Source organism: Bradyrhizobium sp. MI1.3 (assembly GCF_055811695.1).
The window spans coordinates 36,599-62,196 of sequence record NZ_JBVVPQ010000008.1 but is presented as its reverse complement, the minus strand read 5'-3'; the positions used below and the strand labels follow the sequence as shown (position 1 = coordinate 62,196).

The following is a 25,598-nucleotide window of genomic DNA, read 5'->3' as shown; positions in this document are numbered from 1 at the left end:
GAATGCGATCTACAGAGCCTAAACAAGGAAGAGGAAACCGACCATGGATCTCGGACTCAAGGGCGCCAAAGTTCTCATCACCGGCAGCACCAAGGGCATCGGCCGGGCGATCGCTGAAACGTTTGCAGCAGAAGGCGCCGACGTTGGTGTCTGTTCCCGCAATCGGGCCGAGGTTGAGAGCACGGTCGCCGCGCTGAAGGCAAAGGGCGTCGCGGCTTTTGGTGGCGCGGTCGACGTCTCCGACGGTGCCGCGCTAAAAGCCTGGGTCGGCGATATGGCGGCCAAGCTCGGCGGCATCGACGTTGTCGTCGCCAACGTCAGCGCGCTCGCGATCGGGCAGGACGACGAAAGCTGGGAAAAGGAGTTTTCGACCGACATGATGGGCACGGTCCGGCTGGTGAATGCGGCCATGCCGTATTTGGAGAAGAGCATGGCCGGCGCGATCGTCACGATCTCCAGCGTCTCCGGGCGAGAGGTCGATTTCGCGGCAGGTCCCTACGGTACCTTCAAGGCGGCGATCATCCACTACACTCAGGGGTTGGCCAATCAGCTCGCGGGGAAAGGCATCCGCGCCAACTCCGTTTCGCCGGGCAACACCTATTTCGAGGGCGGGGTCTGGAACATGATCAAGGACAACAACCCCGAGCTCTACAAGACCGCGCTAGCCCTCAATCCGACGGGGCGGATGGGGACGCCGCAGGAGATGGCCAACGCCGCCGTGTTTCTCGCCAGTCGCGCGGCAAGTTTCATCACGGGGACAAATCTCGTCGTCGACGGCGCCCTGACACGTGGTGTGCAGTTTTAGGTGTCGTCCCGAAGAAGCGTCTCGACGTACCGCGCGGCCCGCAGCAGAGCTCGATCCTGGCCGCGCCGGGCGATCAGCTGCAGGCCGTAGGGAAGTCCGGCTGCGTCAGTCCCGCAGGGAATGGAGATAGCGGGAATCCGGGCGTGATTGACGAAGGGCGTGAATACGGCGTGCGCGCGCGGGCTCGCCGGGCGGCCGCCGATCGTGTCAGGTCCAAGCTGGGTCAACGGCCAGGCGACGCAGGGGACGGTCGGCGCCAGCAACAGGTCGATGTCGGTGAAGAAGGCCGCGAACGCGTTGGCGATCGCGGTGCTCGCAACCAGCGCGCTGGCAACGTCCGGGCCCGACCAGGACAGCCCGCGTTCGATCTGCTTCGCGATATCGGGATCGAACACGCTCGGATCCCTGCGGAAGGCGTCGCCATGGAGCGCGGCGAGGCCCGCGTGCTGAAGCGGCATGATGGCCTCTTCCGTCGCGCCCGCCGGCCAGACGGGATCCCGCCGGGCGATGCGCAGGCCGGCGGTGGAAAGGCGCTCTGCGGCAGCAGCAAGTCCGTCGGCGACGACGATGTCGACCGCGACGTCCAGTCCCAGGCGCGGCGAGAACGCGATGCGCAGGCTGGCCGGGTCATCCGCCTCTTGTGCGATACAAGCGGAATTCGGGTCGCGCGGATCGACACCGGTCATGGCTTCGAACGCCAGCGTGACATCGGCGACGGTGGCGGCGATCGGTGCAATGACGGACAGTTCGAAAAACGGCTCGGCGAAACCGGGTCCATAGGGGATCGCGCCGTAGGACGGCTTGAAGCCGGTGACACCGACGTGGGCCGGCGGCCTGCGGCTGGAGCCGCCCGCATCGGTGCCGATTGCGAGCGGCACAAGTCCGGCCGCTACCGCCGCTGCCGGCCCGCCCGATGAGCCGCCGGGTGTCAGCGCGAGATCGAGCGGATGCCTTGTCGGCCCGAACAGCGGCGAGGTGGTGAGGCCCTTGCAAGCGAACTCGGACGTCGCGCCGATACCGACGACCAGGGCGCCCGCGCTACGCAGTCGCTCGATCGCAACGGCATCCCGTGGCGCGATGAAATCGGCGAACAGGCGCGAGCCTTGCGTGATACGCCAGCCGCCGACCCAGATGTTGTCCTTGACGACGACGGGGACACCAGCCAGCGGCATTCGCTCGCCTGCGCGCAGGCGATCATCGACCGCCGCCGCGTCGGCCAGCGTGCGCGCAGGATCGATCGTAACCACCGCGTTCAAGCTTTGGGCGGCTTCGATGCGACCGAGGGCAGCCTTGGCGGTCTCGACGGCGGTCATCCGCCCGGCAGCGACTTCGGCTGCGATGTCGCACGCGCTATGTGCCGGCTTTGTCATGGCCTCCCCACATCAACGCCACTGTGCCGCACAGAGCGAGGCACGCCAACGCAACGAAGGCTGCGCCGAGGCTCGCGGTAGTATCCAATATGGAAACAAGCGCCGGTGCCGCCAGCAGGCCGGCATAGGACGCCGTCAGCACCGCGCCTGTGGTCTCGCCAATCCTATCTTGGGGGGCAAGGCGCGCGATTTCTGCGACGAAGACACCATTCCAACCCGAGGCTGTCAGGCCGAACAGCGTGGCGACCGCGAATTGTCCGGTGCGACCGAGCGATGCGCCATCGAGGCCAAGCAGTGCGGCGCAGAAGGTCATGCCGAGGCCGATGACGATGAGAACCCCGCGCGAGGCGTTCAGGCGCGTTGCGACAAGACCCCAGGCGAGCCGGCCGGCCAGGCCGCCGCCTTGCGCGCAGGCGAGCGCTATGCCGGCTTCGATGTGGCTGAGCCCAAGCTCGCGGGTGCCGAGTGTGACGAAGACGGTGTTGAGCGACACTTGCATGGCGCTGAACGGCATTGAGGCCAGTGCCAGCATCGTGATCCGCCGGTCCGCAGTGACCAGCGCCAGTCGCGCGCGGAGATCGAGTTCTGGCGCGGGAACGGCCTTGCCCGCATAAGCTGGCCTCAATTGCTCGAACATCAGGATCGCGAGCAGCGCGCAGGCGCCGACCGCTGCGTAGCACCAGGCTGGTCCGAGAGAGATCGCGATCGCGGGCAGGATCAGCGAGCCACATACGGCGCCGATCTGGTTACCGGTCTGGCGCACCGAGAACACGAAAGCGCGCTGCTCGGAGGTCACTAGGCGCGCCAGCAGCGCCGCACTTGCCGGCGTCTCCGGGCCGAAGGCGAGGCCGAGGCAGAGGCCGGCGGCCAGCAGGGTGACGGTCGAGCCGAGCGACGCCAGCGCCATGCTGACGACGATAGCCACCGCGCACAGGCTTGCGATCCGCATCGACCCGAGCCGCGTGATAAAGCCGCCGCCCCAGAATGAGGCCGGGATACCAATCGCGAATACCGCACAGGAGAACATGGAGAGCTGCCAGACCTCGATGTTGGCGCGGGGCGCGACTACGCCCGGGGCGAACAGGGCGAGCGCCACCAGCGCCTGAAGCGAGGTCATCGCCCCGAGGGCCGGCAGCAGCGCAGGTGCTGGCGGAACGGCTGTGTTTGTGTCTACCATGGCGTTGCGCTCATGGAGGATCACGGTGGCAGGCGGCATTTCCATTCACGCAGTCGACGTGGCGAGCGGACGCCCTGCGCAGGGGCTGCGCGTCGAGATCTGGCGGATCGATCCGGACCCGTCGCGTATCGCCGACGGGCGGCTCGGTGCCAACGGCGTGCTCGATCATCCCCTTGCCCAAGGCGCTGGTGTGACGGCGGGCGAGTATGAGGTGCTGTTTCATCTCGGCGAGTTCTTTGCGGGCAGCGACGGCTTTCTCACGGTGGTGCCATTCCGCTTCCGCATCAAGAATGTTGACGAGCATTTTCATCTGCCGCTCAAATTCACGCGCTGGGGTTATTCGCTGTTCCGTGGCGCCTGATCAGTTCGTCAGCCGCCGCGACAGGCCCGTGACGCGCTCCATGACCGCGACCATCGCGACGGTGGCGATGATCAGCACGCTTGAGAGCGCTGCGATGGTGACGTCGAGCTTCCCCTCGAGATCCTGCCACATCCGGATCGGCAGCATATCAGTTGCGGCATCGCGCAGGAACAAGGATACCGGCACGTTGTCGAACGACGACATGAAAGCGATGAAGGCGCCCGCGATGATGCCCGGCCGGATCAGCGGCAGCACGATGCGACGGAACGTGTAGAGGCGGCTCGCCCCCAACACCGCCGAGCTCTCGAGCAGGGTCGGTTCGAGCTGGGCCAGTGCAGCGACCGTGTTGCGCACGACATAGGGGACGCAGACTACGGTGTGGCCGATCACCAGCGTAAGCGGCGACACCGGCAGGCCAACCAGCGAGAACAGCATCAGCGCAGCGAGCCCGAAGGCCAGCGCCGGCAGCACCAGCGGCGACATGAAGAGCGAATCGAGCAGCCGCCCCGACAACGTTCGCGAGCGCGAGATCGCCAGCGCGGCCGCGACGCCCAGCACCACCGACAGGCCCGTTGCCCACAAAGCGACCATGAGGCTGTTCTTCGCCGCGAAGTGAAGCTGCCAGGCATTCCACAGTTCCGCGTACCAGCGCAGCGAATAGCCTGGCGGAGGGAATCGCAGCGAGAATCCGCTGGTGAAGGAGACGATCAGCACCACGAGCGAGGGCGCGATGATGATGACCAGCGCTATCACTGCGATCATTGTCATGACCAACTCGAAGCTGATGGCTTCCAAGGTCCGCTTGCGTCCGCTCATCATGCGCCTCCATAGCCGCGCGACAGGCGCCCGAGCGTGGTGAAGACGGAGACGACCGCGAGCACGGCGAGCAGGAAGATGATCGAGATCGCGGATGCGAACGGCCAGTTCTGGAGTGTCGAGGCCTGCTGATAGAGATACATCGGCATGAACAGCATCTGCCCGCCGCCGATTAGCGACTGGGTGATGAAGGCGGTGATGGCGGCGGCATAGGTCAGCGTGCAGCCGGCGATCACGCCGGGCAGCGACAGCGGCAGCACGACCCTGAAGAAGGTCCGCCAGCTTCCGGCGCCGAGCGAGCAGGAGGCATCGTCGAGATTGGGGTCGATGCGGCCAAGGGCGGTGATCAGGGGCAGCGTCATCAGCGGCATCTGCACCTGCGCCAGCGCGATGACGACGCCAAACTGCGTGTAAAGGAGTTTCAGGGGCGTATCGATAATGCCAAGCGATTGCAGCGTCGCATTGATGATGCCCTGGCGTCCCAGGATCACGATCCAGGCAAAGGTGCGCACCACCACGCTGGTCAGGAGCGGCAGCAGAACGATCAGAATGATGATGGTCTGAAGCCGCGGCCCGACCCGCTGATAGAGCCACGCGATGGGAAAGCCGAGCACGAGGCAGACGGCCGTCACTTCGGCCCCTAACAACAGCGTCGAGCCGAGCACGCCGAGGCTGAAGGGATCGGTGAGGAAGTGCAGATACTGGCCGAGCCCCCAATGGAGCGCGGCCGTGTCGTTGTGCAGCGAGAGCCAGAGCAATTGCAGCAGCGGCGCCACGAAGAAGACCAGGAAGAACAGCGCCAGCGGCGCTGCCAATCCCATGCCGTAGGAGGTGACGTCCCGTGATGCCGGTGCTGTGCCCATGGCTTTAAATCTTGATCTCGCGGTTGAAACGCTCGATCCAGGCCGAGCGCTGCTCGTTGATCTTCTTCCAGTCCTGGAACACGAATTTCTGCTTCAGCTCGGCGGTGTCCTTGGCGAGGACCCGCGCGATCTCGCCGCCCATCGTCACCTTGGAATTGGTCGGCACGATCAGGTAGGGCGGGTTCATCAACGTGGTCTGCACCTCCGGTGTCAGCGACGCCTCGATCAGCTTGAAGGCGAGCTCGCGGTTGGGCGAGTTCTTGACAATGTGGATCGTGGTCTTGAAGGCGATGGCGCCTTCCTTCGGCGCCACGAACTCGACCGGCACGCCGTGTGCTTTGAGGATCTGAATCGCGTTGAAATTGCCGGGTGAGATGTCGATCTGGCCCTGCTGAAACAGGGTCGCGAGCGCACCGGGATTGGCGGCGACGGCCGCGAGATTGGGCTTGAGCTCTTCCAGCGCCTTGAAGCCGGGATCGACATTGGCCTCGGAGCCGCCGCGCATCTTGGCGATCTCGACCAGCCAGACGGTGCCCAGCGTTGAATTGAGGTTGGTGATGCCCACACGGCCCTTGAACTCGGACTTCCAGAGATCCGCCCAGGAGGTCGGCGGCGTCTTGATCGTTTCCGGATTGTAGGTGAGGCCGACGACCTGGAAGAACGGCGCGGGGCCCATCGGCTCCTGCGCCTCGGCGATGAGGTCCTTGTAATAGGCGCTCTTCTCGACCGGATAAGGCTCGACCAGATCCTGGCCGACTGCGACCAGGGCGGGGCCGGGGTCGTGCAGCATGACGTCGATCGGCGGATTGCCTTTTGCGGCATTGACCTTCGCGATCTGGTCGACCGAGAGCATGGGGTCTAGCACCATTGCGGCATCGGCGTTCGCCTTGCGGAAGGCCGGTACCAGCACGGCCTTGTGCGCCTCCTCCCAGCTTCCGGTGAAGGTAGCGAACACCAGTGGGCGGGCTTGAGCGAAGCTCAGTCCGGGAAACGCCTTCATGGCACCGAGTGTGAGTGCGGTCGTCATCAGGCTTCGGCGGTTGAGGATCATGTCGAACTCCCTGTGGACTATGACTGGGTTTAAAGTATTGCGGGAAAGGCGTTGGCGAGTGACGGCGCGAGCGGAGCGAGGCGCACTGCGGCGCCGTTCTCCAGTGCACGGGTCTCGCCAATGCGCGCCTGGGAGACTTTGACGCCGGAGCCGTCGGCGGTCTTGATCTCGTGGACGACGGTGGCGCCTAGCGGCAGCGACATGCCGACCACGCCGGCAAAGCCGGTCTCGTCGCCGACGAATTGCAGATGTTCGGGGCGTATACAGACTGTGACGCGGCCGCCCTCGGTGAGGGCGCCCCCCGCGGGCCGTGCGATGATCTCCGCGCCGGCATCGAGGCGCACCTTCGCGGCGGTGCGGTCCGCCGAGACCACGATTCCGGGCATGCGGTTGCTGGAGCCGACGAAGGTGTTCACGAACAAGGTCTGCGGCCGGTCGTAGACATCCGATGGCGATCCGAACTGTTCGAGCTTGCCGTGGCTCAGCACGGCAACGCGGTCGGCCATCGAGAGCGCTTCTTCCTGGTCATGCGTGACGATCAGCGTCGTGATCCCGGAGACGCGTTGCAGCCGCTTGATCTCGATCTGCATGTCGAGCCGCAGATTCTTGTCGAGTGCGGCAAAGGGCTCGTCGAGCAGCAGGATCGACGGCTTGATCGCCAGCGCGCGGGCCAGCGCCACGCGCTGCTGCTGGCCGCCGGAGAGCTGCCGCGGCAGCCGTTCCGACATCGTCGGCAACTGCACCAGCTCGAGCAGGCGTTGGGCCTCGCGCTGGCGGGTCGCCTTGTCGATCCCGCGAGCGGCCAGTCCATAGCCGACGTTGTCGCTGACGGTGAGATGCGGAAACAATGCATAGTTCTGGAACACGATGCCGACAGCGCGCTTGTTTGGAGGTAGCGCATCGACGATGTCGTCGCCGATGATGATCCGTCCCTGGCTCTGCGCGATGAAGCCGGCGATGATCCGCAGCAGGGTGGTCTTTCCGCAGCCGGAGGGGCCGAGCAGGGCGATGATCTCGCCGCCCTTGATGTCGAGATTGATGTTCTCGATCGCGAGCGCGCCGCTCGGATAGCGGTGAGTGATGGCGTCGACGACGAGCGAGCGGCCGCCTTGGGCTTCAGCCATGATATTGCCTCCCGTTGCTCCAGAGGAGAAAGCAAGTCTCGTGCCCGAAGCGCTCGCCTTTCGATGCGCGCTTTGGCATGGTAGCCCAATGACATCGGTTTGCGACCTCACTGCCACTGAGCTTGCGCGCGCCATCGCCGGGGGCGAACTGTCCTCGCGTGACTCCGTCGAGGCGCACCTCGCGCGGATTGCGAATCTCGATACCCTGTTGGCGGCGTTCGTCACGGTCGATGCGGAGGGCGCCCGCCGCGCCGCGCAAATCTGCGATGCCGCGCCTGCGCCGACCGGCCCGCTGCATGGCGTACCGATAGGGATCAAGGACCTCACCGACACCGGCGGGCTGACCACCACCTACGGATCGGCTCTGTTCGGCGATCACGTCCCGGCCGAGGACGATCTTGTGGTTGCGCGGCTGCGGCGCGCCGGTGCGATCATTCTGGGAAAGACCAACACGCCGGAATTCGGCTTCGGTGCGGTTTGTAGCAACCGGTTGCGCGGGCCGACGCGCAATCCCTTCGATCCCGCGCTGACCTCCGGCGGATCGTCCGGTGGCTCTGCCGTTGCGGTCGCGGCCGGTATGGTGCCGCTGGCGCACGGCACCGATTTCGGCGGCTCCGTACGCACGCCCGCAAGCTTCTGCGGTGTCGCCTCGATCCGGCCAACGCCGGGCCGCATTCCGTCGCCGCGCCGTCCGCTCGGCTGGGACATGCTGGCCACTCATGGCTTCCTCGCCCGCAGCGTCGATGATCTCGAACTGGCGTTGTCGGTATGCGGGGGAAGCGACGCGCACGATCCGCTCTCGGTCGGCGTTGTCGGCGACGATCGAGCGATCGCAGGGCGTCACCGGATCGCCGTCACGCCCGATTTCGGCGTTGCACCGGTTGCGTGCGACGTTCGAGCCCGCTTTGCCAACGCCTGCGAGGCACTCGCGCGCGTCGCCGATCTCGTGCCCTCGTCGCCCGATTGCGGCGGCGCGATCGAAGCCTTCCGCACGCTGCGCGCCGCACATATCGCCAATAGCTACGGCGATCTCTTGAAGGTGCACCGCGCCGAACTGACTCCCACCGTGATCTGGAACATCGAGGCGGGCGCAAAACTCTCCGCCGAAGATTATCTCAACGCCGAGCGCCGCCGCACGGCGATCTATCGCAGCTTTTGCGGGCTGTTTACGCGCGCGGATTTCCTGGTTGCGCCGGCGGCATCGGTCTTGCCCTGGCCGAACGAGATCAGCGACGTCACCGCAATCGATGGCGCTCGGCTGGAGACGCCGATCGACTATCTTGCCGTCACCTTCATCGTGTCGCTGGTCGGTTTCCCGGTCCTGACCCTGCCGGCACCCCTGGGAGCGAATGAGCGGCCGTTCGGCATCCAGATCATCGCGCCGCCGGGATGCGAATCCCGCTTGTTTGCCTTCGGCCGTGTCATCGAGAACGAACTGGGTTTTTCGCATCGCTGGCCGCCTCTCTGATCAGCTGTCGCGATGCTCGAGCCGGGCGGCGAGCGCCTCGGCAAGACCAATGGTCGGCTTGGCGGCAGGCCGGCGGAAGGTGCCCGCTGTTGCCTTGCGCAGGCGCAGCGCCACGAGCGCCTCGGCCTGCTTCACGGCGGCAATGACCTGATCGACCACAGGAACGGAGATCCGGTCGGCGACCCGTTCGGCAAGGCCCGACAATGGCGCGCCGGCGAAGATCAGCACGTCGGCCTCATCCTCGACGATCGCGCGCTGCGCGAGATCGACCAGCACATCCTCCTTCTCGTTGCCGACCTCGGAGATCGCCCGGAACGGGGCATCGAGCATGCGGATGGCGGCGCAGCGCTCCCATAGCCCGTGGGCGCGGACGCACTCTTCGTACCAGGGGCCCAATGCCTGCGCGAAGGTGACGATGGCGAAGCGGCGGCCGGCCATGCAGGCGGTCAGCATCGCCGCTTCCGCCATGCCAACTACGGGAATGTCGAAGGTTTCGCGCGCCGCGAACAGGCCGGGATCGCCGAAGGCGGCGATGATCGCTGCGTCGACCTTCGTGTGCTGCTCGGCCAGCATCTCCAGCGCAATGGCGCCGCCGATCTGTGCCTCGGTCCGCGTCGCGATATAGGGCACGCCGCGGGTCGCGGTGCAGGGGATCAGCTCGGTCCCGGGCGACGCCGCGCGCTGCCCGACCCCCATCATCAGGTGCGTGACCTCGGCGCTGGTGTTGGGGTTGAGCAGGAGCAGCTTCATTGTCACGCCGCTGTCTGCTTGGCTTGAGAGGTGGCGATCACTTCGAGCAGGGCGGTGCCGGTACGCGCGACGTGCGCGCCAAGCAGGCGGCCGGCCGCTTCGCTGTCGCGCGCCTCGAGCGCTGCCAGAATGTCCGCATGCTCGTCGACCGAATTGCTCCAGCGCCGGTCGGCGCCGAGCGCGAGGTAGCGCGCGCGTTCGGCGCGGGAGATCAGCGTTTCGTGCGCCTCGCGCAGCGGCGCGTTACGCGCCATGCGGACGATGGCGTTGTGGATATCGCCGTTAATGGCGAAGTAATCGTCGAGCTTGCCGTTGCGATGATGACCCTCCATCCGGGTCTGAAGCGTGCGCAGGCGGGCGAGATCGCGCTCGGTGGCGCGCACCGCGGCAAGCTCTGCGGCCAGCCGTTCGATGCCGGCCAGCGCCTCGAACAATTCCGAGATGCCGTCGACCGCGAGGCCCGCGATGCGCGGGCTGCGGTTGGGGCGCAGCTCGATCAATCCTTCGGCGGCGAGCACCTTCATCGCCTCACGCAAGGGCGTGCGCGACACGCCCAACTCCTTCGACAGTCTTGTCTCCTGGGTCTGCGAGCCCGGCGGCAGTTCGCCACGAATGATCATCGTCCGCATCCGCGCGGCGGCGCGTTCATGCAGGCCCATCCTCTTGAGTTTGGGTGACTTTCGTCCCTTCGGCGCTTCCGATTTTGGCTGCACGCGTGCCTCGCTTCTCACGTTGATCTTAGCCGTTTCCGGCCCTTTTGCTTGCTCAAAATACCGACGTATCTCGCTGAAAACAATGGCATAGCGCGCAAATTGTATGCAGCATGCAAAAACCGGATTGCGCTGCGGCGAAGAGCGACGGATGATCCTGCTCGACGCGAAGGATTTCGCGCCCTTTCGAAACGGAGTAAGCGATGCGGACGAGTTTGCGACTGGGCCTCGTGGTGATGGCGGTGATGTTCGGCGGAGGCGATCTGGCCATCGCGCAGACCGCGAAGATCAAGCTCGGTTACGCCAAATGTGCGCACTGCCTGCCGATGTCGCTGATTTCAGGCATGGCCAAGGGCGTCGAGGTCGAGGCGACTGGCTTCAACTCGGGTAACGACGTGCTGACCGCGCTGGTGTCGAAGAGCATCGACGTCGCGCAGGTCACCTACCTCCACTACATCACGGCGCTCGACAAAGGTTTTGACGTCGTCGCCGTGTCCGGTCAGATCAACGGCGGCTCGGAATGTCTCTCCTCCACGAAGCTGAACCTTCCGCCTGATGACTGGACTGCGTTCAAGGCGATCGTCGCCAAGGGGAAGAGCGACGGCCAGCCGCTCAAGGTCGCGGCGTCCCGCGGCAACGCACAGGACATCCACATGCGCGGCGCGTTCCTCAAGCAGGGCGTCGATCCCAACAAGGACATCCAGTTCATCAACATTCCCAATCCGTCCGACCATCTTGCAGCACTCCAGCGCGGAGAGGTCGACATGATCTGTTCGGTCGAGCCGTTCGCCTCGCAGATCCGGCTCGCCGGGGCGGGCAAGCATTTTGTGCTTCCTTACGACCAGGCCGCGGGCAATCTGACCAACTTGATTGTCACGCGTTCGGACGTGATCGCCAGCCAGCGCGCCGGCGTCCAGGGCGTCGTCAGCGCCGTGGTCGAGCTCGACAACAAGCTGATCGCCGATAAGGCGCTGTGGATCGACGTCATCAACAAGCTCACCGGCCTCGACAAGAATGTGGCGACCGAGGCGCTGAAAAATGCCTCGCCGGATCCCGCGATCCATCGCGCGCAGACGCTCGCGATCGCCGCGATGATGCGCGATCTCAAATACATTGCGAAGGACGTCTCCGCGGAAGCGGAGAAGAACATGGACTATTCGTTCCTGGAGCAGGCCACCGGAAAACCCAAGAATGACCTCGGTTATTAACGTCTCGCCGGCAAGGCGCGCGTTTCGACTGATGCGGGTTTTCCAGGGGCTCGAGCGAGTCGTCGTGCCGGCACTGCTGATTGCAGGCTGGGAAGCCTTCGCCCGCAGCGGCGTGCTTCCGCCGGCGCTGCTGCCGGCACCGAGCGCGGTATTGCATGCGCTCGGCGACTGGGTGTTCGGTTTCGACGAGACCACGCAGACCTATTCCGGGCACTGGCTGCGTGACGTGCTCGCCAGCGCTCTTCGCGTGTTCGGCGGCTTTGCGCTGGCGAGTCTGCTCGGCATCCTCGCCGGTGTCGCCATCGGCTGGTCGCGCCTGTTCGAGAAGACGTTGGAGCCGACGCTGCAGATGCTGCGTCCGATCCCGCCGGTGTCCTGGATTCCGCTCGCGATCATCTGGTTCGGCATCGCCGACAAGCCCGCGATCTTCCTGGTCTTTCTCGGCGCCTTCTTTCCCGTGCTGATGAACAGCATCCATGGCGTCAAAACCGTGGATCACAATCTGGTGCGCGCCGGCGCGATGATGGGGGCGAGCCAGCGGCAGATGCTGACCGACATCGTGCTGCCGGCGGCGCTGCCCTCGATCTTCGCCGGCCTGCGCATCGCGGTCGGATCGGCCTGGATGCTGACTGTCACGGCTGAGATGGTCGCGGTGAAAAGCGGCCTCGGCTATGTGCTGTGGGATTCCTACTATTTCCTGCGCTACGACATCGTGTTAGCTGCGATGATCTCGATCGGCCTGCTCGGCTATCTCTCCGATCTCGGCCTCAAGGCGATCATGGCGCACACGCTGCGCTGGCAGCAGACAACTACCGTGCAGGGCAGGGTAGGCTGATGGCGGCCATCGAGCTTCGCAACATCGTCAAGGTGTTTTCCGACAAGCGGCGCGGCCGCGACCTGTTGACGCTGGACAACATCAATCTTGACATCGAGGCCAATGATTTCGTCTGCCTGCTCGGCCCGTCCGGCTGCGGCAAGTCCACCCTGCTCAACATCATCGCCGGTTTCGAGCAAGCGACCTCCGGGCGGACGTTGGTCGACGGCAAGCAGGTGGAGCGACCCGGCTCGGACCGCGGCGTGGTGTTCCAGCAGCCGACCCTGATGCCGTGGCTGACGGCGATCGACAACATCGCGTTCCATCTCAAGCTCAAGGGTGTCGGCAAGGCCGAGCGGCACCATCGCGCCATGGAGTTCATCGATCTCGTCGGCCTGCGCGCCTTCGAGCACCATCATCCCTCCGAGATGTCCGGCGGCATGAACCAGCGGGTCGGCATCGCCCGCGCGCTGCTGATGAATCCGAGCGTCATCCTGATGGACGAGCCGTTCGCTGCGCTGGATGCCCAGACCAAGCTCGAAATGCAGGAGGAACTGGTCGCGATCTGGCAGAAGCGCCGCTGCACCATCGTCTTCGTCACCCACAGCGTCGACGAGGCACTGGTGCTCGGCAACAAGATCGTGGTGATGACCAAGCGGCCGGGCCGGATCCGCGAAGCCGTCAATTTTGACCTGCCGCGGCCGCGCGACATCACCAGCCCCGAATTCAATGACGCCAAGCGCCACATCCTGGCTTTGATCCGGGAGGAGTCGACGCGGCTTGCGCAGGCGTCGTAAGGTAGAGCCATGCGCAAGCGTCTCGGCATGATCACGCCGTCCTCCAACTCGGTGCTCGAGCCCGTCACCAGCGCCATGCTGGATGGCGTCGACGACGTCACCGCGCATTTCTCGCGCTTCCGCGTCACCGAGATCGCGCTGGACGCCGCGGCGCTGAACCAGTTCGACGCCTCGGTCATGCTGCCGGCGGCGGATCTGCTGGCGGATGCCAAGGTCGATGCCATCGCCTGGAACGGCACCTCGGCGAGCTGGCTCGGTATCGGCCGCGACCGGAGCTTGTGCGAGGCGATCACGGCGCGCACGAGCGTGCCGGCGACGACGTCGACGCTCGCCTGCATCGATGCTGCCCGCGCGCTCGGCGCCAATCGTATCGGCCTGGTCTCACCCTATACCGACGACGTGCAGCGGCGGATCGCCGATGTCTGGGCCGAGGAGGGAATCGCGCCGCACGCCGAGCGGCATCTCGGCCTGCGCGATAATTTTTCGTTCGGCGAGGTCGCGACTGAAACGATTGCCGGCATGATCCGTGCGGTCGCAGCCGAAGGGGCCGACGCCGTCGTCATCCTCTGCACCAATCTCGACGGCGCCGCGCTTGCCGCCCCGCTCGAACGGGAATTGGATATCGTCGTGTTGGATTCCGTCGCGGTCACGCTGTGGCGGACCCTCGGGCGCGCCGGCGGTGACATTGGGGCTCTTGCCGATTGGGGCCGGATCTTCCAGACATCAGCGGTCATCAAGTAACGGAGACGCCTGTGACCCAGCTCGATCTCGCCATTCGCGGCGGCACTATTGTGACGGCCAGCGACGAGTTTCGCGCCGATATCGGCATTCGCGACGGCCGCATCGTCAGCATTGCCGATCATCTCGAAGGCGCGGCCCGCGAGATAGATGCGACAGGCCTGTTGGCGCTGCCGGGCGGCATCGACAGTCACGTCCACATCTCGCAAGCCTCAGGCCCCGACGTGGTGATGGCCGACGATTTTGCGTCGGCGACGCGCTCGGCGGCTGCCGGCGGCAACACCATGGTGCTGCCGTTTGCGCTTCAGGAGAAGGGAACGTCGCTGCGCACCTGCGTCGAGAACTACCGCAAGCTCGCCGAGGGCGAGTGCTATATCGACACCGCGTTCCACCTCATCATCTCCGATCCGACCGCGGTCGTGCTCGGGCAGGAGCTGCCGGCGCTGGTCAAGGACGGCTACACCTCGTTCAAGGTGTTCATGACCTATGACGACCTCGTGCTCAGCGACAAGCAGCTGCTCGAGGTCTTCGAGGTCGCGCGCCGCGAGGAGGCGCTGGTGATGGTCCACTGCGAAGGCTACGACGCCATCCGCTTCCTCACCGCCAGGCTGGAGCGCGAAGGCCACATCGCGCCCTATTATCACGGCACCTCGCGGCCGCAGGCGGTCGAGCGCGAGGCGACGCATCGCGCCATCAGCCATGCCGAGGTGATCGGCGTTCCCATCATGATCGTGCATGTCTCCGGACGCGAGGCGATGGAGCAGGTGCGCTGGGCCCAGCAGCGCGGATTGCCTGTCCATGCGGAGACCTGCCCGCAATACATCACGCTGACGGCCGACGACATGAAGGGCCTGAACATGGACATCACAGGCGCGAAGTACGTCTGCTCGCCGCCGCCGCGCGATGCCGAGAGCCAGCAGGCGATCTGGGAGGGCATCACCACGGGTGTGTTCCAGACCTTCTCGTCCGACCATTGCCCGTTCCGCTACGACGATCCCAAGGGCAAGCTGACGCCGAATGCGCGCACCTCGTTCCGCTGGGTGCCGAACGGCATCCCCGGTGTCGAGACGCGACTGCCGATCCTGTTCTCCGAGGGCGTGTCGAAGGGACGGATCAGCTTGCAAAAATTCGTCGAGCTGACGGCGACCAACCATGCCCGCATCTACGGCCTCTATCCGCGTAAGGGCTCGATCGGTGTCGGCTTCGATGCTGATATCGTGCTGTGGGACCCGAAGCTGAAGAAGCCAATTCAACAGGCCGACCTGCATCACGGCGCCGACTATACGCCGTGGGAGGGCTTTGACGTCACCGGCTGGCCCGTCACCACCATCGCGCGGGGCCGGGTGGTGTACGAGCAAGGCAAGATCGTCGGCGACAAGGGCGCGGGCGAGGTACTGAGCCGCGGCAAGTCGAGCCTGGTGTGTGATGCCACAAGCTAAATCGTCATCCTGAGGTGCGCGCTCTTGCGCGCCTTGAAGGATGAGCTGCGAGCGCCCGTAGCTCATCCTTCGAGGCTTCACCTTGCGATGCTGTTGCATCGCAAGGCTCGCACCTCCAGCGACAACCGCTTCGCGGTTGCGCGGGGATGACGGCGGTGAATGTGGCAGGCGCGCCCGTTCCTCAGTTCGTCGGCCCGTCGCCGCGAATGGCGAACGTCGTGGCCTTCAGCTTGGTCATGCCGAACTTGTCGAACAGCTTGTCATAGGTACCGTCGGCGCGGGCTGCGGTCAGCGCGTCGGCGAAGGCTTGTGCGAGCAGCTTGTCGCGGAAGGCGAAGGTGATGTCGGTGCCGGCGATGTCGCGGACCCAAATCTTGGCGATGCCCTTCTGCTCCAGCGCGTTGGCGGTCTCGTTGATGTTGAGCGCGGCCTCGAGCTGGCCGGCGCGCAGCGCCGCCGAGGTCGCGGTGACGGTGGTGAAGGTGCGCAGCTCGATCGGCTTGAGACCCTTGGCGACCATCTCGGTGTTGAACTCGCGCGCCTTGCGCTCGGTGTAGGTCGCCGATTCCACGCCCACCACGCGGCCGGCGAGATCCTCGAATTTCTCCAGCTTCAGGCTGGAGGAGGGGTCGGTGTAGATGCTGATCGCCTGCTGCGCGTAAGGCACGAGGTAGAGCATCTTCGAGCGCTCCTCGGTCCAGAACAGGCCGGTGTTGATGGCATCGAAGCGACCGGAGCGCAGCGCCGGGATCATCGGTGGGAAGTCCATGCGCAGGAACACCGCCTCGACGCAGATGCGCTTGGCGATCTCGCGGGCGAGCTCGACATTGAGGCCTTGCAACTCACCCTTGTCGTCAACGAATTGCTGCGGCGGCAGCGTCGGGTTGATCGACATCTGCCATTTCTGCGCCTCGATCAGGCTCGATGCTGGCACCTTTGGCGTACAGGTCTGGGCGCTGGCCGCCTGCGCAAGGCCGACCAGCAAAGCGAGGGCGGAGAAGGTCTTGGGAAAGCGCATCTGAATACTCCAATCAAATCGTGGGTGGCAGAGGAGCCGTTCTCCGGTCCGACGTCTTCTTCGTTGTCACGTGGCCGCCGTCGCGTCGGCTTGCCGGGTCAGGATCAGCGAGATGTGACGTGCGGCCGTCACCACCTCGTCGCGCTGGTTGAGGAGGTCGAGCGTCTCGACGACGATGCCGCGCTCCGGATTCCTGGTTGGTCGCTTCTCGACGAAGCGGAAGCGCACGCGCAAGGTGTCGCCGGCGACGATGGGGCCTTTGAACTTCACCTCGTCCCAGCCGAGTGACGCCACTGAAGTCTCCTCATACAACTTCAGCTCCGACTTCAGCCCTTCCATCAGCGACAGGCCGAACAGGCCGTGGCCGATCACGGCGGGAAAGCCGCGGGAGCGCGCGTAGGCACCATCGAGATGAAGCGGATGATGGTCCCGCGTGACGTCGGCAAAGGTTGCGATATCGGCCTCCATCACCGTGTGCACGGCGGTCTCGAACTCCGCGCCGAGCGCGATGTCCTCGTAACGGAGATTGATGGGAGCGCTTGTGTCCATCTGGATCCCTCAGGCGACCTTGCGCGGCCGGGCCGGCAACGCCTTGAAGCTCTGCGCGATCCCCATCGGGCCGGACCGGAAGATGCGCGCATCCATGTCCTTCAGTTGCGGGCTGATGCTAGGCCTGAAGCCCATATGGGCGAGAATGTCCTCCTCGAGCCGAACACCCGGCGCGATTTCGGTCAGCGTCACGCTGCCGTTCTCGAGCTCGAACACGGCGCGCTCGGTGATGTAGCTGACATGCTGGCCGCGTTGTGCGGCGAGCGAGGCGCTGAAGCTGATCTGGCCAACCTGGGGTACAAACTTGCGAAAGGCGCCGTCACGCCGGATCGCGAGGCGGCCGTTCTCGACGCCGATGTCGAACTTGCCGCCCGTCATGGTGCCACTGAAGATCAGCCGCTTGGCGTTCTGCGTGATGTCGATGAAGCCGCCGGAGCCGTCCCGGCGGTCGCCGAAGCGGGTGACGTTGACGTTGCCGGCCTGGTCGACCTCCGCGAAGGAGAGAAAGGCGCAGGACAGCCCGCCGCCGTCGTAGAAGTCGAACTGGTAGGCCTGGTCGAGGATGACGCGCGGGTTGATCGCGGTGCCGAATTCGCGCGCATGGCCCGGCACGCCGCCGACCACGCCGGATTCGACCGTCAGCGTAATCAAATCCGAGATGCCTTCCTCGGCCGCGACATTGGGGATCATCGCGGAGATGCCGACGCCGAGATTGACGACGTCGCGCGGGCGCAGCTCGAAGGCGGCGCGGCGGGCGATCACGCGCCGCTCGGTCAGCGGATCTGGCGTGATCATCGCCTCGGGCACACGCGTTTCGCCGCACCGCGCCGGATCGTAGGCGGTGCCGTAGGTCTGCATCTGATCGGGCTCGAGCACGATGTGGTCGATCAAGAAGCCGGGGATCTTCACCATCTGCGGATGGATCGAGCCGCGCTTCACAATCCGCTTCACCTGGCAGATCACGGTGCCGCCGGCATTGTGCACGGCTTGCGCGATCGACAGATCTTCGCGCGTGGTGCCTTCGTGCTCCATGCTGATGTAGCCGTCTTCATCGGCGGAGGTGCCGCGGATGATGGCGACATCGGGCGGGGCGGGGACGCGGTAGAGCAGCCACGACTGGCCCTGCAGCTCGAGCAAATCGACCAGCGGCGCGGTGGTGCGCTTGTTCATGCGGCCGCCGTCCTGGCGCGGGTCCATGTAAGTGTTGAGGCCGACATGGGTGAGCACGCCGGGATGTTTCGCCGCCATGGCGCGGCAGAGCTGGCTCATCACCCCCTGCGGGAAGTTGTAGGCGTCAATCAGCTCGTCGCGGACGAGCCGCATGAACGGCACTTGAAGGCCGAAATTGCCGCCGATCACGCGCGCGATCAGGCCTTCATGGGCGAGATGACAGAGGCCCTTCTCGGTCACGGCACCGACGCCGGTGATGTTGATCAGCGTCAGATTGTGCGGGCCATGGCCACCGATGAAGCGCTGCTCCAGCGCGACGAGGATGGCCTCGGCAGCGCCGGTGCCGCCATTGCCACCGACGATCAGCGTATCAGTGTCGCGGATCAGGCCTGCGGCCTCTGCCGCGGTGATGATGCTCAGCATGCGCGCGCGCCCCGCATCATGCGGCCTCCTTCTCGACCTGGCGGGCAATGATGAGCCGCTGGATCTGGTTGGTGCCTTCGTAGATCTGGGCGAGGCGCACGTCGCGGAACAGCCGCTCGATGCGATACTCGCGCGAATAGCCGTTGCCGCCATGGATCTGAAGCGCGTTGGAGACGTGTTTCATCGCCATGTCGGTCGTGAACAGTTTTGCCTGCGCCGCCTCCTTGGCGATCGGTTCCCCGGCATCGTGCAGGCGTGCGGCGTGGTGGATCAACAGGCGCGCAGCCGCGATGTCGGTGGACATGTCCGCCAGCATGAACTGCACCGCCTGGAATCCGATGATGGCCTGGCCGAACTGCTTGCGGTCCTTTGCATAGGCGGTGGCGTCCTCGAAGGCTGCCTGCGCCATGCCGAGCGCCATCGAGGCCATCATCAGCCGGCTGAAGTTGAAATTGCTCATGGCCATCTTGAAGGCCTGGTTCTCCGGTCCCATCACGCTGTCGGCCGGCAGCTGCACGTCCGAGAAGGTGATTTGGCAGTCGTCGAGGCCGTGCATGCCGAGCAGCTCTTCGTTCTTGCCGCGGGCGATGCCGGGCAGGGCGCCATCGACCAGCAGGCACGAGATGGAACGGTGGCCTGCATCCTCGCCGGTGCGCGCGAACACCATGATCCGATCGGCGACGCCGCCGAGCGTGACCCAGGCCTTGGTGCCGTTGAGCCGCCAGCCGTTGCCCTCGCGCACCGCGTTGGTGCGGATGCCCGCGACATCGGAGCCGTGGTCGGGCTCGGAGACGGCGGTGGCCGGGATGATGTCGCCGCTCAGGATTTTCGGGATCAGTGCCTTGTGCGCATCGGTGCCATGATGGTCGAAGAACAGCACGGCTTCGACCGGAATCGCGAAGGCATTGGCAACCGCGCCGGAGCAGCGCGCCAGTTCCTCCATTGCGATGCAGGCGGCCACTGCATCGAGCCCCGCGCCGCCAGCGCCTTCGCGCAGGCAGATGCCGAACAGGCCGAGATCGGCCATGCCCTTGTAGAGCGCGCCGTCGAACCGGTCTTCGCGATCGATCGTGGCGGCGCGCGGCAGGATCTCGGCTTCCGCGAAGCGGCGGGCGGTGTCGCGCAGAGCCTTCTGGTCTTGGCTGTAGAAGCGGTCCATGGCGTGCCCCGTCAGTCGCTGGCGAGCTTGGAATCGTGGGAGACCTCGCTGCGGTCGCGATCGCAGAAATAGACTGCGACGTCGTCGTCGGGTACGCCATAGGCGCCGCACACGCCGCGGGTCAGGGCGATGGCGGCGGCGCGGCGCTCGGGCTCGCTGCGCCGGAACGCGTGCACCTTGAGCAGGATGCGCTGGCCGGTGTGCTGTGCGCCGAATGTGCCGGCATGCGCGTAGTCGTCGGGCGCAATGGGAAGGAAATAGAGCGTGACCGTGTCAGCCGTCACGCCGAACGCCGACATCAGGCCGTCGGTCACGGACCTCGCCAGCGCGGCCTTGCGCTGGGACGGAACTGGTGGGGCGAGCACTTCGACATAGGGCATCGATCAGACCTTCGCGGGCCTCGCGGCGGACGATTTGGCCGCAGACGATTTGGATTTGGGGATGGACGGCTTGGGCTTGCTCGCAGAGTCGATCTGGCGGCAGGAGTCGCGCTTGATCAGCCGGGCGCCGACGCGATATTCGCGAACGCCGTCATTGCCATTCCCCTTGGCGTCCATGCGCTGCAGCAGCCGGTCGACGGCGAGATTGGCGAGATCGCGTGCACCATTGTCCACGATGCTGATGGCCGGACGATGCCATTCGAACCAGGGCATGTCCTCGTAGCAGAGCAGCGAGAGATCGTCGGGAATAGCGATGTTCCGCTCCGCGGTGACGCGCAGCACGCCGAGCGTTGCCTCGTGGTTGGCGACGAAGATCGCGCTGGGCGGGCGGGAGAGGTCGAGCAGCTTGCGCGCGCCGGTCGCGCCGGTCTCGGGTTCGAAATGGCCGGCATGGATCAATGTGTCGTCCTTGGCGATGTCTGCCTCGCGCAACGCGCGGACATAACCGGACAGGCGCTCGCGGCCGGACGTGGTGTCCTGGCGGCCGACGATCAGCCCGATGCGCCTGTGTCCGAGCTCGATCAAGTGGCGCGTGCCGAGATAGGCGCCTTGCGGATCGTCAGCGAGCACGGTCTCGAGGTCGGTTGCGTCATCGCGACGCACCAGGCAGACGATCGGGACGTCCTTCGCCAGCGCCTTGAGCTGCGGGCCGTTCTTGCCGGTGGGCACCACGATCAATCCGTCGATGCGATGATCAACCAGCGTGGTGAGGGTGTCGCTCTCCTGCTTGGGGTCGTCGCCGCCGATGCACAGAAGCATCTGGTAACCCAGCGCCTTCAGCCGCGCCTGCACCACTTCGGCCATCACCTGGAACGAGGCGTTGGTGAGGTTGTGCACGAGAAGCGCGACAAGCCGCGATTGTCCAGTCTTCAATCCGCGCGCGATCGGGTTCGGCCGATAGCCGAGCTCACGCGCGATGCGCGTCAGGCGCTGCTGCGTGCGCTCGCTGGTCAGGCCCGTTCCGGTCAGCGCACGAGACGCGGTGCTGATCGAAACGCGGGCCGCCTGTGCCACATCTTTGAGCGTGACGCTCATCCAACCTGCCGATAGACTGCAAACGATTGCAAAAAGCTATGAGCTAATTCCACTCGGATCAAGCTCAAAAAATGGATGGTGTTGCCCAATGCAGAGCCAGTTACGCAATCGTTTGCATAAACACTGCGGATATTCCGCAGTCGGCCGCCAGTCCCTGAATTCACCCGATCGCCCGGCAGTTCCCTGATGAAGTCGTTTCGCGGCACCTACACCGTCATGATCACCCCGTTCACGCCGTCCGGCGAGGTCGATGTCGCGGCGCTTCGCGCGTTCGTGGACTGGCAGATCGCGGAAGGCATTCACGGGCTGATCCCGCTCGGCTCAACCGGTGAGTTCCTGTCGCTGGACGATGACGAGAAAGCGCTGGTGGCCGAGGTCGTCATCACTCAGGCTGCCGGGCGGGTGCCCGTGCTGATCGGCACCGGCGCGGAGGACACGCGCGAGGTGGTTCGTCTCAGCCGCCGTGCCGAAAAACTGGGCGCGGACGGCGTCATGATCATTCCACCGTTCTACTCGACACCGACCGACGACGAGCTCGTCCACCACTATAAGTCGGTGGCCGACGCGATCTCGCTGCCGATCATGGTCTACAACAATCCGGCGACCGCCAATGTCGATCTCAAGCCGCCTCTGGTGGCGCGCATCGCCGAGATCGACAACTGTCTCTATATCAAGGAGTCGACGCTGGAGGTGACGCGGGTGCGCGACATCATCCGGCTCTGCGGCGACAGGATGACCGTTTTCGGCGGCATTCTCGGCTTCGAATCCTTCGTCGAAGGGGCGCAGGGCTGGGTCGCTGTCGCCTCCAACGTCGTGCCATCGGAGATGGCGCGCATCTTCACCCTCGTCGCCGATGAGGGGGCGATCAAGGAGGCGCGCGAGCTCTATCTCAAATATCTGCCGGTGATCGAATTCGTCGGCGGCCAGGCCTATGTCGCTGGCAGCAAGGCGCTGCTCGGCCATATGGGGTTTTCGGTCGGCGGTCCGCGTCCGCCGCGGCTGCCGCTGCCGGCTGCGCAGGATGCGGCCGCGTACGCCCTGGTCAAGACGTTCGATCTGGCGTGGCGCGGCGCGCCAGTTGCGGCTGCTTAAACTGGGTGAGAACGGATGAACCTGCTCGACGGCGTCAAGATCCTCAGCTTCAATCACTACCTTGCAGGCCCGCTGGCTGCGCAGACGCTCGCCGATCTCGGCGCCGACGTCATCGCAGTCGAGCCGATCGAGGGCGCGTTTCAGCGCAACTGGGCGGTGGCCAATCATTTCGTCGCCGGCGATAGCGTCAATCATCTGGCGACGGGGCGCAACAAGCGTAGCCTCGCGGTCGATCTCAAGCATCCCGACGGCATCGCGGCGGTGAAGAAGCTGGTCGCGACCGCGGATGTGGTGATGGAGAATTTCCGTCCGGGCACCATGGCCAAGCTCGGCCTCGGCTACGACGTGCTCAAGGCGATCAATCCAGGTCTGATCTATGCGGTCGCGACCGGCTTTGGATCGGATGGGCCGTACAAGGATCGTCCGGGACAGGATCTCCTGCTCCAGGCTCTGTCGGGCCTTGCGATGCGGACCGGGCGCGCCGATGGAGAGCCGACCGCTGTCGGCGCAGTGATCGTCGATCAGCATGCGGCTTCGCTCTATGCCATGAGCATTCTCGCCGCTCTGTTCGCGCGGACGAAGACCGGGAAGGGACAGCTCGTCGAGGTCAACCTCTATCAGGCCGCGCTCGATCTCCAGGTTGAGCCGCTGACGGCATGGCTGAACGGCGCTCCGTCGCCGACGCCGCGCGGTCCGGCCGGCATCGCCGCCTGGTTCAGCCCCGGGCCCTACGGCATTCACGCCACGGCCGATGGTCATCTCGCGATCTCCATGGCAGCGCCCAAAGCGCTCGCGGCAGGGCTCGATTGTGAAGAGCTGAGGCGATTTGGCGAGGCCGACAGTTTTTCGAAGCGTGAGGAAATCACGCGGATCGTCACAGCGCGTCTGAAGCAAAAGTCGACGGCGGAATGGTTGCCCTCGCTCGAAGCGGCGCGGATCTGGCACGCGCCGGTGCAGGACTATCGCGACCTAGAAGCCGATCCCCAGTTGAAGCATCTCGACGTGTTCAAGAGCGCCGAGAGTGCCGGGGGCGCGCAAATCCGGATGGTCGCGCATCCCGCCCGCTATGACGGCCAGACACCGGAAGTGCGGCTGGTGCCGCAGCGGTTGGGTGCGCAGACCCGCGAGTTGCTCGGCGAGATCGGCTACGGCGCTGCCGACATTGACGCCATGGTTGCCGGCAAGGCTGTGGGAGTCGCGCAATGATCGACTTCTCAATCCCTGAAGAGACGCGCCTCCTGGTCGACACCGTCCGCCGCTTCGTCGAAATGGAGGTGCAACCGCTGGAAGACGAGGTCGAGCGGACGGCCACGGTGCCGGCCGATGCCCTGGCAGTGACCAAGGCCAAGGCACAGAGGCTCGGCCTTTACGCGATGAACATGCCGGCCGACGTTGGCGGCGGCGGGCTGTCCTGCATCGAGCATTGCCTCGTCGAGGAAGAATTCGGCAAGACCTCCGATGCGCTGATCCGGCGCGTGTTCGGCCAGGTCTATCCGATGCTGATGGCCTGCAAGGGCGAGCAGGTCGATCGCTATCTGCTGCCCACGGTGAAAGGCGACAAGATCTGCGCCATGGCGATCACCGAGCCGGGCGCCGGCTCCGACGCTGCATCGATCAGCACCACGGCTCATCTCGATGGCGACAATTGGGTGCTCAACGGCACCAAGCATTTCATCAGCGACGGCGACATCGCCGACTACGTGATCCTGATGGCGCTGACCGACAAGGAGAAGCGCGCGCGCGGCGGCATCACGCTGTTCCTGGTCGATCGCGGCACGCCCGGCTTCAAGGTCGCGCGCACCCAGCCGATGATGGGCCATCGCGGCTACGGCCATGCCGAGCTGAGCTTCGAGGACTGCCGCATTCCGAAAGCGGCCGTGCTCGGCGAGGTCGGCGGTGGCTTCAAGCTGATCATGCAGAGCGTGCTCCAGATTCGCCTCGCTCATATCGGTGCGCGCGCCGTCGGCATGGCGCAGCGTGCGCTCGAGATGATGCGCAAGCACGCCGGAGAGCGGCGCCAGTTCGGCCAGCTGATTGGCGACTTCCAGATGGTGCAGAAGCTGATTGCCGATTCCGCCACCGAGATCTTCGGCGTCAAGATGATGGTGGTGAACGCCGCCTGGGACATCGATCAGGGGCGGGATGCGCGCGACAAGGTTTCGATGATCAAGGTCGCGGCCTCCGAAATGCAGGGCCGCGTTGTCGACCGCGCTATCCAGGTGTTCGGCGGCATGGGTTTCAGCAAGGACCTGCCGCTGGAGCGCATGTATCGCGACGCCCGCGTCACCCGCATCTATGACGGCACCTCCGAAATCCACCGCATGCTGGTTGCGCGCAGCACCATCAAGAATGGCTTGCAGCTCTAAGGAACGCTTCATGTCTCACGCACCTCTCAAGCCCGGCGCGACCTTCGCCTTCCGCAAGACCATGACGGTCGCCGAGCAGGCCATGTTCACCGGCATCAGCGGCAATCTCGGCGGTCTCTATGTTGATGCCGTTCGTGCGAAGAAAGCGGGCGCCTCCAACATGGTCGCCTTCGAGCTCGCGGTCGGCGGCCTTGCCACCACCTGCCTCAGCCAGCTCGGCGGGCCGACGCGGCGGATCGGCAGCATCGCGCTGAATTTTGCCGCGCCTGTCATCGTCGGCGATTCCGTCGAAGCCAGGGCCGAAATCGTCTCGGTTGCCGGCGATGACGCGGTCTGCCGGGTCACCTGCACGCTGTCGCCCTCAGGCGCGACCGTGGTGGATGGCACTGCGACGCTGGTTCCCTTCACCAAGGTCTGAGACATGTACGAGCCAAAGTCCTTCGATGATCTGAAGGTGAATGATAGGGTCAGCCTGAGCAAGACCATCACCGAGGCGGATGGCGCGCTCTACATCGCCGCGACCGGCGATTTCGGCCCCGTCCACGTCGACGAGGTCTATGCGGGCGCGACGCGCTTCGGCCGCAGGCTCGCGCCAGGCATCATGGTCGCGGGCCTCTGCACCAGCGTCCTCACCAGCGAGCTGGTCGGCACGATCGGCGTGTCGGTGGAGGATCGGTTCTGGTTCACCGGGCCGGTGTTCTATGGCGACACGCTGACCTTCGACGTCTGGATCTCCGAACAGCACGACGAGACCCGCACCATCATCTGGGAGGCAAGCGCCCGCAACGAGGGGGGCCTCGAAGTGCTGAAGGCGCGGGCGAGCCTCAAATTTCCCCGGCGCAAACCGTCATGAGC

Annotated in this window: 27 protein-coding genes; 13 read left to right on the top strand and 14 right to left on the bottom strand. The window is 65.3% G+C overall.

Annotation, left to right across the window (positions count from 1 at the left end):
- Positions 1 to 43: 43 nt before the first annotated feature.
- On the top strand, positions 44 to 805 hold the full coding sequence (locus AC0L3A_RS07770; RefSeq protein ID WP_473253981.1) for an SDR family NAD(P)-dependent oxidoreductase: 762 nt from the start codon (positions 44 to 46) through the stop codon (positions 803 to 805).
- Here the strand turns inward: AC0L3A_RS07770 and AC0L3A_RS07765 are convergent.
- Together AC0L3A_RS07765 and AC0L3A_RS07760 are read right to left on the bottom strand one after the other, a co-directional pair.
- Positions 802 to 2,175 carry an amidase gene (locus tag AC0L3A_RS07765; RefSeq protein ID WP_473253980.1) on the bottom strand — a complete coding sequence of 458 codons (1,374 nt, stop codon included), beginning with the start codon at positions 2,173 to 2,175 and terminating at the stop codon, positions 802 to 804. The genes AC0L3A_RS07770 and AC0L3A_RS07765 overlap by 4 nt on opposite strands.
- A complete protein-coding gene (locus AC0L3A_RS07760) occupies positions 2,156 to 3,352 on the bottom strand; it encodes an MFS transporter (protein WP_473253979.1) in 1,197 nt (398 codons plus the stop codon). The genes AC0L3A_RS07765 and AC0L3A_RS07760 overlap by 20 nt, the downstream gene beginning before the upstream one ends.
- A gap of 25 nt (positions 3,353 to 3,377) precedes the next feature.
- On the opposite strand from AC0L3A_RS07760, the gene AC0L3A_RS07755 reads away from it, so the two are divergent.
- Positions 3,378 to 3,713, top strand: coding sequence for a hydroxyisourate hydrolase (locus AC0L3A_RS07755; protein WP_473253978.1), 336 nt, complete (start codon positions 3,378 to 3,380; stop codon positions 3,711 to 3,713).
- Here AC0L3A_RS07755 and AC0L3A_RS07750 read toward each other — a convergent pair whose 3' ends face one another.
- The 4 genes from AC0L3A_RS07750 to AC0L3A_RS07735 are packed head-to-tail and all read right to left on the bottom strand — an operon-like array spanning position 3,714 to position 7,567.
- Entirely contained in the window at positions 3,714 to 4,529 is an 816-nt protein-coding gene (locus AC0L3A_RS07750; protein ID WP_473254065.1) for an ABC transporter permease, read from the bottom strand.
- On the bottom strand, positions 4,529 to 5,392 hold the full coding sequence (locus tag AC0L3A_RS07745; RefSeq protein WP_473253977.1) for an ABC transporter permease: 864 nt from the start codon (positions 5,390 to 5,392) through the stop codon (positions 4,529 to 4,531). Before AC0L3A_RS07745 ends, AC0L3A_RS07750 begins: the two co-directional genes overlap by 1 nt.
- A gap of 4 nt (positions 5,393 to 5,396) precedes the next feature.
- The gene (locus AC0L3A_RS07740) at positions 5,397 to 6,443 is read right to left on the bottom strand and encodes an ABC transporter substrate-binding protein (RefSeq protein ID WP_473253976.1); all 1,047 of its coding nucleotides are present in this window, start codon (positions 6,441 to 6,443) and stop codon (positions 5,397 to 5,399) included.
- Between the two features lie 29 nt (positions 6,444 to 6,472).
- Positions 6,473 to 7,567, bottom strand: coding sequence for an ABC transporter ATP-binding protein (locus AC0L3A_RS07735; protein ID WP_473253975.1), 1,095 nt, complete (start codon positions 7,565 to 7,567; stop codon positions 6,473 to 6,475).
- 88 nt (positions 7,568 to 7,655) lie between these two features.
- On the opposite strand from AC0L3A_RS07735, the gene AC0L3A_RS07730 reads away from it, so the two are divergent.
- Positions 7,656 to 9,035, top strand: a complete 1,380-nt coding sequence (locus AC0L3A_RS07730; protein WP_473253972.1) for an amidase — start codon at positions 7,656 to 7,658, stop codon at positions 9,033 to 9,035.
- Here the strand turns inward: AC0L3A_RS07730 and AC0L3A_RS07725 are convergent, their stop codons facing one another.
- Complete coding sequence (locus AC0L3A_RS07725) at positions 9,036 to 9,785, bottom strand: aspartate/glutamate racemase family protein (RefSeq protein ID WP_473254064.1); 750 nt, start codon at positions 9,783 to 9,785, stop codon at positions 9,036 to 9,038.
- Positions 9,786 to 9,787: 2 nt separating this feature from the next.
- On the bottom strand, positions 9,788 to 10,498 hold the full coding sequence (locus AC0L3A_RS07720; RefSeq protein WP_473253971.1) for a GntR family transcriptional regulator: 711 nt from the start codon (positions 10,496 to 10,498) through the stop codon (positions 9,788 to 9,790).
- A gap of 200 nt (positions 10,499 to 10,698) precedes the next feature.
- On the opposite strand from AC0L3A_RS07720, the gene AC0L3A_RS07715 reads away from it, so the two are divergent.
- Genes AC0L3A_RS07715 through hydA form a run of 5 tightly spaced genes read left to right on the top strand, consistent with a single transcriptional unit; the run spans position 10,699 to position 15,491 of the window.
- Positions 10,699 to 11,703 (top strand): ABC transporter substrate-binding protein, encoded by a 1,005-nt coding sequence (locus AC0L3A_RS07715; RefSeq protein ID WP_473253970.1) that lies wholly within the window; start codon positions 10,699 to 10,701, stop codon positions 11,701 to 11,703.
- Positions 11,687 to 12,538 carry an ABC transporter permease gene (locus AC0L3A_RS07710; RefSeq protein ID WP_473253969.1) on the top strand — a complete coding sequence of 284 codons (852 nt, stop codon included), beginning with the start codon at positions 11,687 to 11,689 and terminating at the stop codon, positions 12,536 to 12,538. The genes AC0L3A_RS07715 and AC0L3A_RS07710 overlap by 17 nt, the downstream gene beginning before the upstream one ends.
- On the top strand, positions 12,538 to 13,314 hold the full coding sequence (locus AC0L3A_RS07705; RefSeq protein ID WP_473253968.1) for an ABC transporter ATP-binding protein: 777 nt from the start codon (positions 12,538 to 12,540) through the stop codon (positions 13,312 to 13,314). Before AC0L3A_RS07710 ends, AC0L3A_RS07705 begins: the two co-directional genes overlap by 1 nt.
- A 9-nt stretch (positions 13,315 to 13,323) precedes the next feature.
- On the top strand, positions 13,324 to 14,055 hold the full coding sequence (locus AC0L3A_RS07700) for a maleate cis-trans isomerase family protein (RefSeq protein WP_473253966.1): 732 nt from the start codon (positions 13,324 to 13,326) through the stop codon (positions 14,053 to 14,055).
- Positions 14,056 to 14,066: 11 nt separating this feature from the next.
- Positions 14,067 to 15,491, top strand: coding sequence for a dihydropyrimidinase (hydA, locus tag AC0L3A_RS07695; protein WP_473253965.1), 1,425 nt, complete (start codon positions 14,067 to 14,069; stop codon positions 15,489 to 15,491).
- Between the two features lie 181 nt (positions 15,492 to 15,672).
- On the opposite strand, the gene AC0L3A_RS07690 is transcribed toward hydA, so the two are convergent.
- From AC0L3A_RS07690 to AC0L3A_RS07665, 6 genes are all read right to left on the bottom strand, one after another.
- Positions 15,673 to 16,509: an ABC transporter substrate-binding protein gene (locus AC0L3A_RS07690; RefSeq protein WP_473253963.1), complete on the bottom strand. Its 837-nt coding sequence runs from the start codon at positions 16,507 to 16,509 to the stop codon at positions 15,673 to 15,675.
- Between the two features lie 66 nt (positions 16,510 to 16,575).
- Positions 16,576 to 17,058: a MaoC family dehydratase gene (locus AC0L3A_RS07685; protein ID WP_473253961.1), complete on the bottom strand. Its 483-nt coding sequence runs from the start codon at positions 17,056 to 17,058 to the stop codon at positions 16,576 to 16,578.
- 9 nt (positions 17,059 to 17,067) lie between these two features.
- On the bottom strand, positions 17,068 to 18,651 hold the full coding sequence (locus AC0L3A_RS07680) for an acyl CoA:acetate/3-ketoacid CoA transferase (RefSeq protein ID WP_473253960.1): 1,584 nt from the start codon (positions 18,649 to 18,651) through the stop codon (positions 17,068 to 17,070).
- Positions 18,652 to 18,667: 16 nt separating this feature from the next.
- The gene (locus AC0L3A_RS07675; RefSeq protein ID WP_473253959.1) at positions 18,668 to 19,810 is read right to left on the bottom strand and encodes an acyl-CoA dehydrogenase family protein; all 1,143 of its coding nucleotides are present in this window, start codon (positions 19,808 to 19,810) and stop codon (positions 18,668 to 18,670) included.
- Between the two features lie 11 nt (positions 19,811 to 19,821).
- Positions 19,822 to 20,190 carry a tautomerase family protein gene (locus tag AC0L3A_RS07670; protein WP_473253958.1) on the bottom strand — a complete coding sequence of 123 codons (369 nt, stop codon included), beginning with the start codon at positions 20,188 to 20,190 and terminating at the stop codon, positions 19,822 to 19,824.
- Positions 20,191 to 20,193: 3 nt separating this feature from the next.
- The gene (locus AC0L3A_RS07665; protein ID WP_473253957.1) at positions 20,194 to 21,285 is read right to left on the bottom strand and encodes a LacI family DNA-binding transcriptional regulator; all 1,092 of its coding nucleotides are present in this window, start codon (positions 21,283 to 21,285) and stop codon (positions 20,194 to 20,196) included.
- A gap of 183 nt (positions 21,286 to 21,468) precedes the next feature.
- Between AC0L3A_RS07665 and dapA the strand changes: the two genes are divergently transcribed.
- From dapA to AC0L3A_RS07640, 5 genes are read left to right on the top strand one after another with little or no spacing between them, the layout of a single operon-like run.
- Positions 21,469 to 22,377 carry a 4-hydroxy-tetrahydrodipicolinate synthase gene (gene dapA, locus AC0L3A_RS07660; protein WP_473254063.1) on the top strand — a complete coding sequence of 303 codons (909 nt, stop codon included), beginning with the start codon at positions 21,469 to 21,471 and terminating at the stop codon, positions 22,375 to 22,377.
- A 15-nt stretch (positions 22,378 to 22,392) separates the two neighbouring features.
- On the top strand, positions 22,393 to 23,583 hold the full coding sequence (locus AC0L3A_RS07655) for a CaiB/BaiF CoA transferase family protein (RefSeq protein WP_473253956.1): 1,191 nt from the start codon (positions 22,393 to 22,395) through the stop codon (positions 23,581 to 23,583).
- On the top strand, positions 23,580 to 24,743 hold the full coding sequence (locus tag AC0L3A_RS07650) for an acyl-CoA dehydrogenase family protein (protein ID WP_473253955.1): 1,164 nt from the start codon (positions 23,580 to 23,582) through the stop codon (positions 24,741 to 24,743). Before AC0L3A_RS07655 ends, AC0L3A_RS07650 begins: the two co-directional genes overlap by 4 nt.
- A 10-nt stretch (positions 24,744 to 24,753) precedes the next feature.
- The gene (locus tag AC0L3A_RS07645) at positions 24,754 to 25,161 is read left to right on the top strand and encodes a MaoC/PaaZ C-terminal domain-containing protein (RefSeq protein WP_473253954.1); all 408 of its coding nucleotides are present in this window, start codon (positions 24,754 to 24,756) and stop codon (positions 25,159 to 25,161) included.
- Between the two features lie 3 nt (positions 25,162 to 25,164).
- Complete coding sequence (locus tag AC0L3A_RS07640) at positions 25,165 to 25,596, top strand: MaoC/PaaZ C-terminal domain-containing protein (protein WP_473253952.1); 432 nt, start codon at positions 25,165 to 25,167, stop codon at positions 25,594 to 25,596.
- The last annotated feature ends 2 nt before the right edge of the window (positions 25,597 to 25,598 follow it).

Bases quoted from the DNA above. Each gene is read 5' to 3' on its own strand.
- AC0L3A_RS07760 (WP_473253979.1), bottom strand. From the start codon at position 3,352: ATGGTAGACACAAACACAGCCGTTCCGCCAGCACCTGCGCTGCTGCCG.
- AC0L3A_RS07745 (WP_473253977.1), bottom strand. From the start codon at position 5,392: ATGGGCACAGCACCGGCATCACGGGACGTCACCTCCTACGGCATGGGA.
- AC0L3A_RS07685 (WP_473253961.1), bottom strand. From the start codon at position 17,058: ATGGACACAAGCGCTCCCATCAATCTCCGTTACGAGGACATCGCGCTC.
- AC0L3A_RS07735 (WP_473253975.1), bottom strand. From the start codon at position 7,567: ATGGCTGAAGCCCAAGGCGGCCGCTCGCTCGTCGTCGACGCCATCACT.
- AC0L3A_RS07665 (WP_473253957.1), bottom strand. From the start codon at position 21,285: ATGAGCGTCACGCTCAAAGATGTGGCACAGGCGGCCCGCGTTTCGATC.
- AC0L3A_RS07740 (WP_473253976.1), bottom strand. From the start codon at position 6,443: ATGATCCTCAACCGCCGAAGCCTGATGACGACCGCACTCACACTCGGT.
- AC0L3A_RS07650 (WP_473253955.1), top strand. From the start codon at position 23,580: ATGATCGACTTCTCAATCCCTGAAGAGACGCGCCTCCTGGTCGACACC.
- AC0L3A_RS07645 (WP_473253954.1), top strand. From the start codon at position 24,754: ATGTCTCACGCACCTCTCAAGCCCGGCGCGACCTTCGCCTTCCGCAAG.
- AC0L3A_RS07710 (WP_473253969.1), top strand. From the start codon at position 11,687: ATGACCTCGGTTATTAACGTCTCGCCGGCAAGGCGCGCGTTTCGACTG.
- AC0L3A_RS07700 (WP_473253966.1), top strand. From the start codon at position 13,324: ATGCGCAAGCGTCTCGGCATGATCACGCCGTCCTCCAACTCGGTGCTC.
- AC0L3A_RS07690 (WP_473253963.1), bottom strand. From the start codon at position 16,509: ATGCGCTTTCCCAAGACCTTCTCCGCCCTCGCTTTGCTGGTCGGCCTT.
- AC0L3A_RS07640 (WP_473253952.1), top strand. From the start codon at position 25,165: ATGTACGAGCCAAAGTCCTTCGATGATCTGAAGGTGAATGATAGGGTC.
- AC0L3A_RS07725 (WP_473254064.1), bottom strand. From the start codon at position 9,785: ATGAAGCTGCTCCTGCTCAACCCCAACACCAGCGCCGAGGTCACGCAC.
- AC0L3A_RS07670 (WP_473253958.1), bottom strand. From the start codon at position 20,190: ATGCCCTATGTCGAAGTGCTCGCCCCACCAGTTCCGTCCCAGCGCAAG.
- AC0L3A_RS07675 (WP_473253959.1), bottom strand. From the start codon at position 19,810: ATGGACCGCTTCTACAGCCAAGACCAGAAGGCTCTGCGCGACACCGCC.
- AC0L3A_RS07750 (WP_473254065.1), bottom strand. From the start codon at position 4,529: ATGAGCGGACGCAAGCGGACCTTGGAAGCCATCAGCTTCGAGTTGGTC.
- AC0L3A_RS07680 (WP_473253960.1), bottom strand. From the start codon at position 18,651: ATGCTGAGCATCATCACCGCGGCAGAGGCCGCAGGCCTGATCCGCGAC.
- AC0L3A_RS07715 (WP_473253970.1), top strand. From the start codon at position 10,699: ATGCGGACGAGTTTGCGACTGGGCCTCGTGGTGATGGCGGTGATGTTC.
- AC0L3A_RS07770 (WP_473253981.1), top strand. From the start codon at position 44: ATGGATCTCGGACTCAAGGGCGCCAAAGTTCTCATCACCGGCAGCACC.
- AC0L3A_RS07655 (WP_473253956.1), top strand. From the start codon at position 22,393: ATGAACCTGCTCGACGGCGTCAAGATCCTCAGCTTCAATCACTACCTT.
- AC0L3A_RS07765 (WP_473253980.1), bottom strand. From the start codon at position 2,175: ATGACAAAGCCGGCACATAGCGCGTGCGACATCGCAGCCGAAGTCGCT.
- AC0L3A_RS07730 (WP_473253972.1), top strand. From the start codon at position 7,656: ATGACATCGGTTTGCGACCTCACTGCCACTGAGCTTGCGCGCGCCATC.
- AC0L3A_RS07705 (WP_473253968.1), top strand. From the start codon at position 12,538: ATGGCGGCCATCGAGCTTCGCAACATCGTCAAGGTGTTTTCCGACAAG.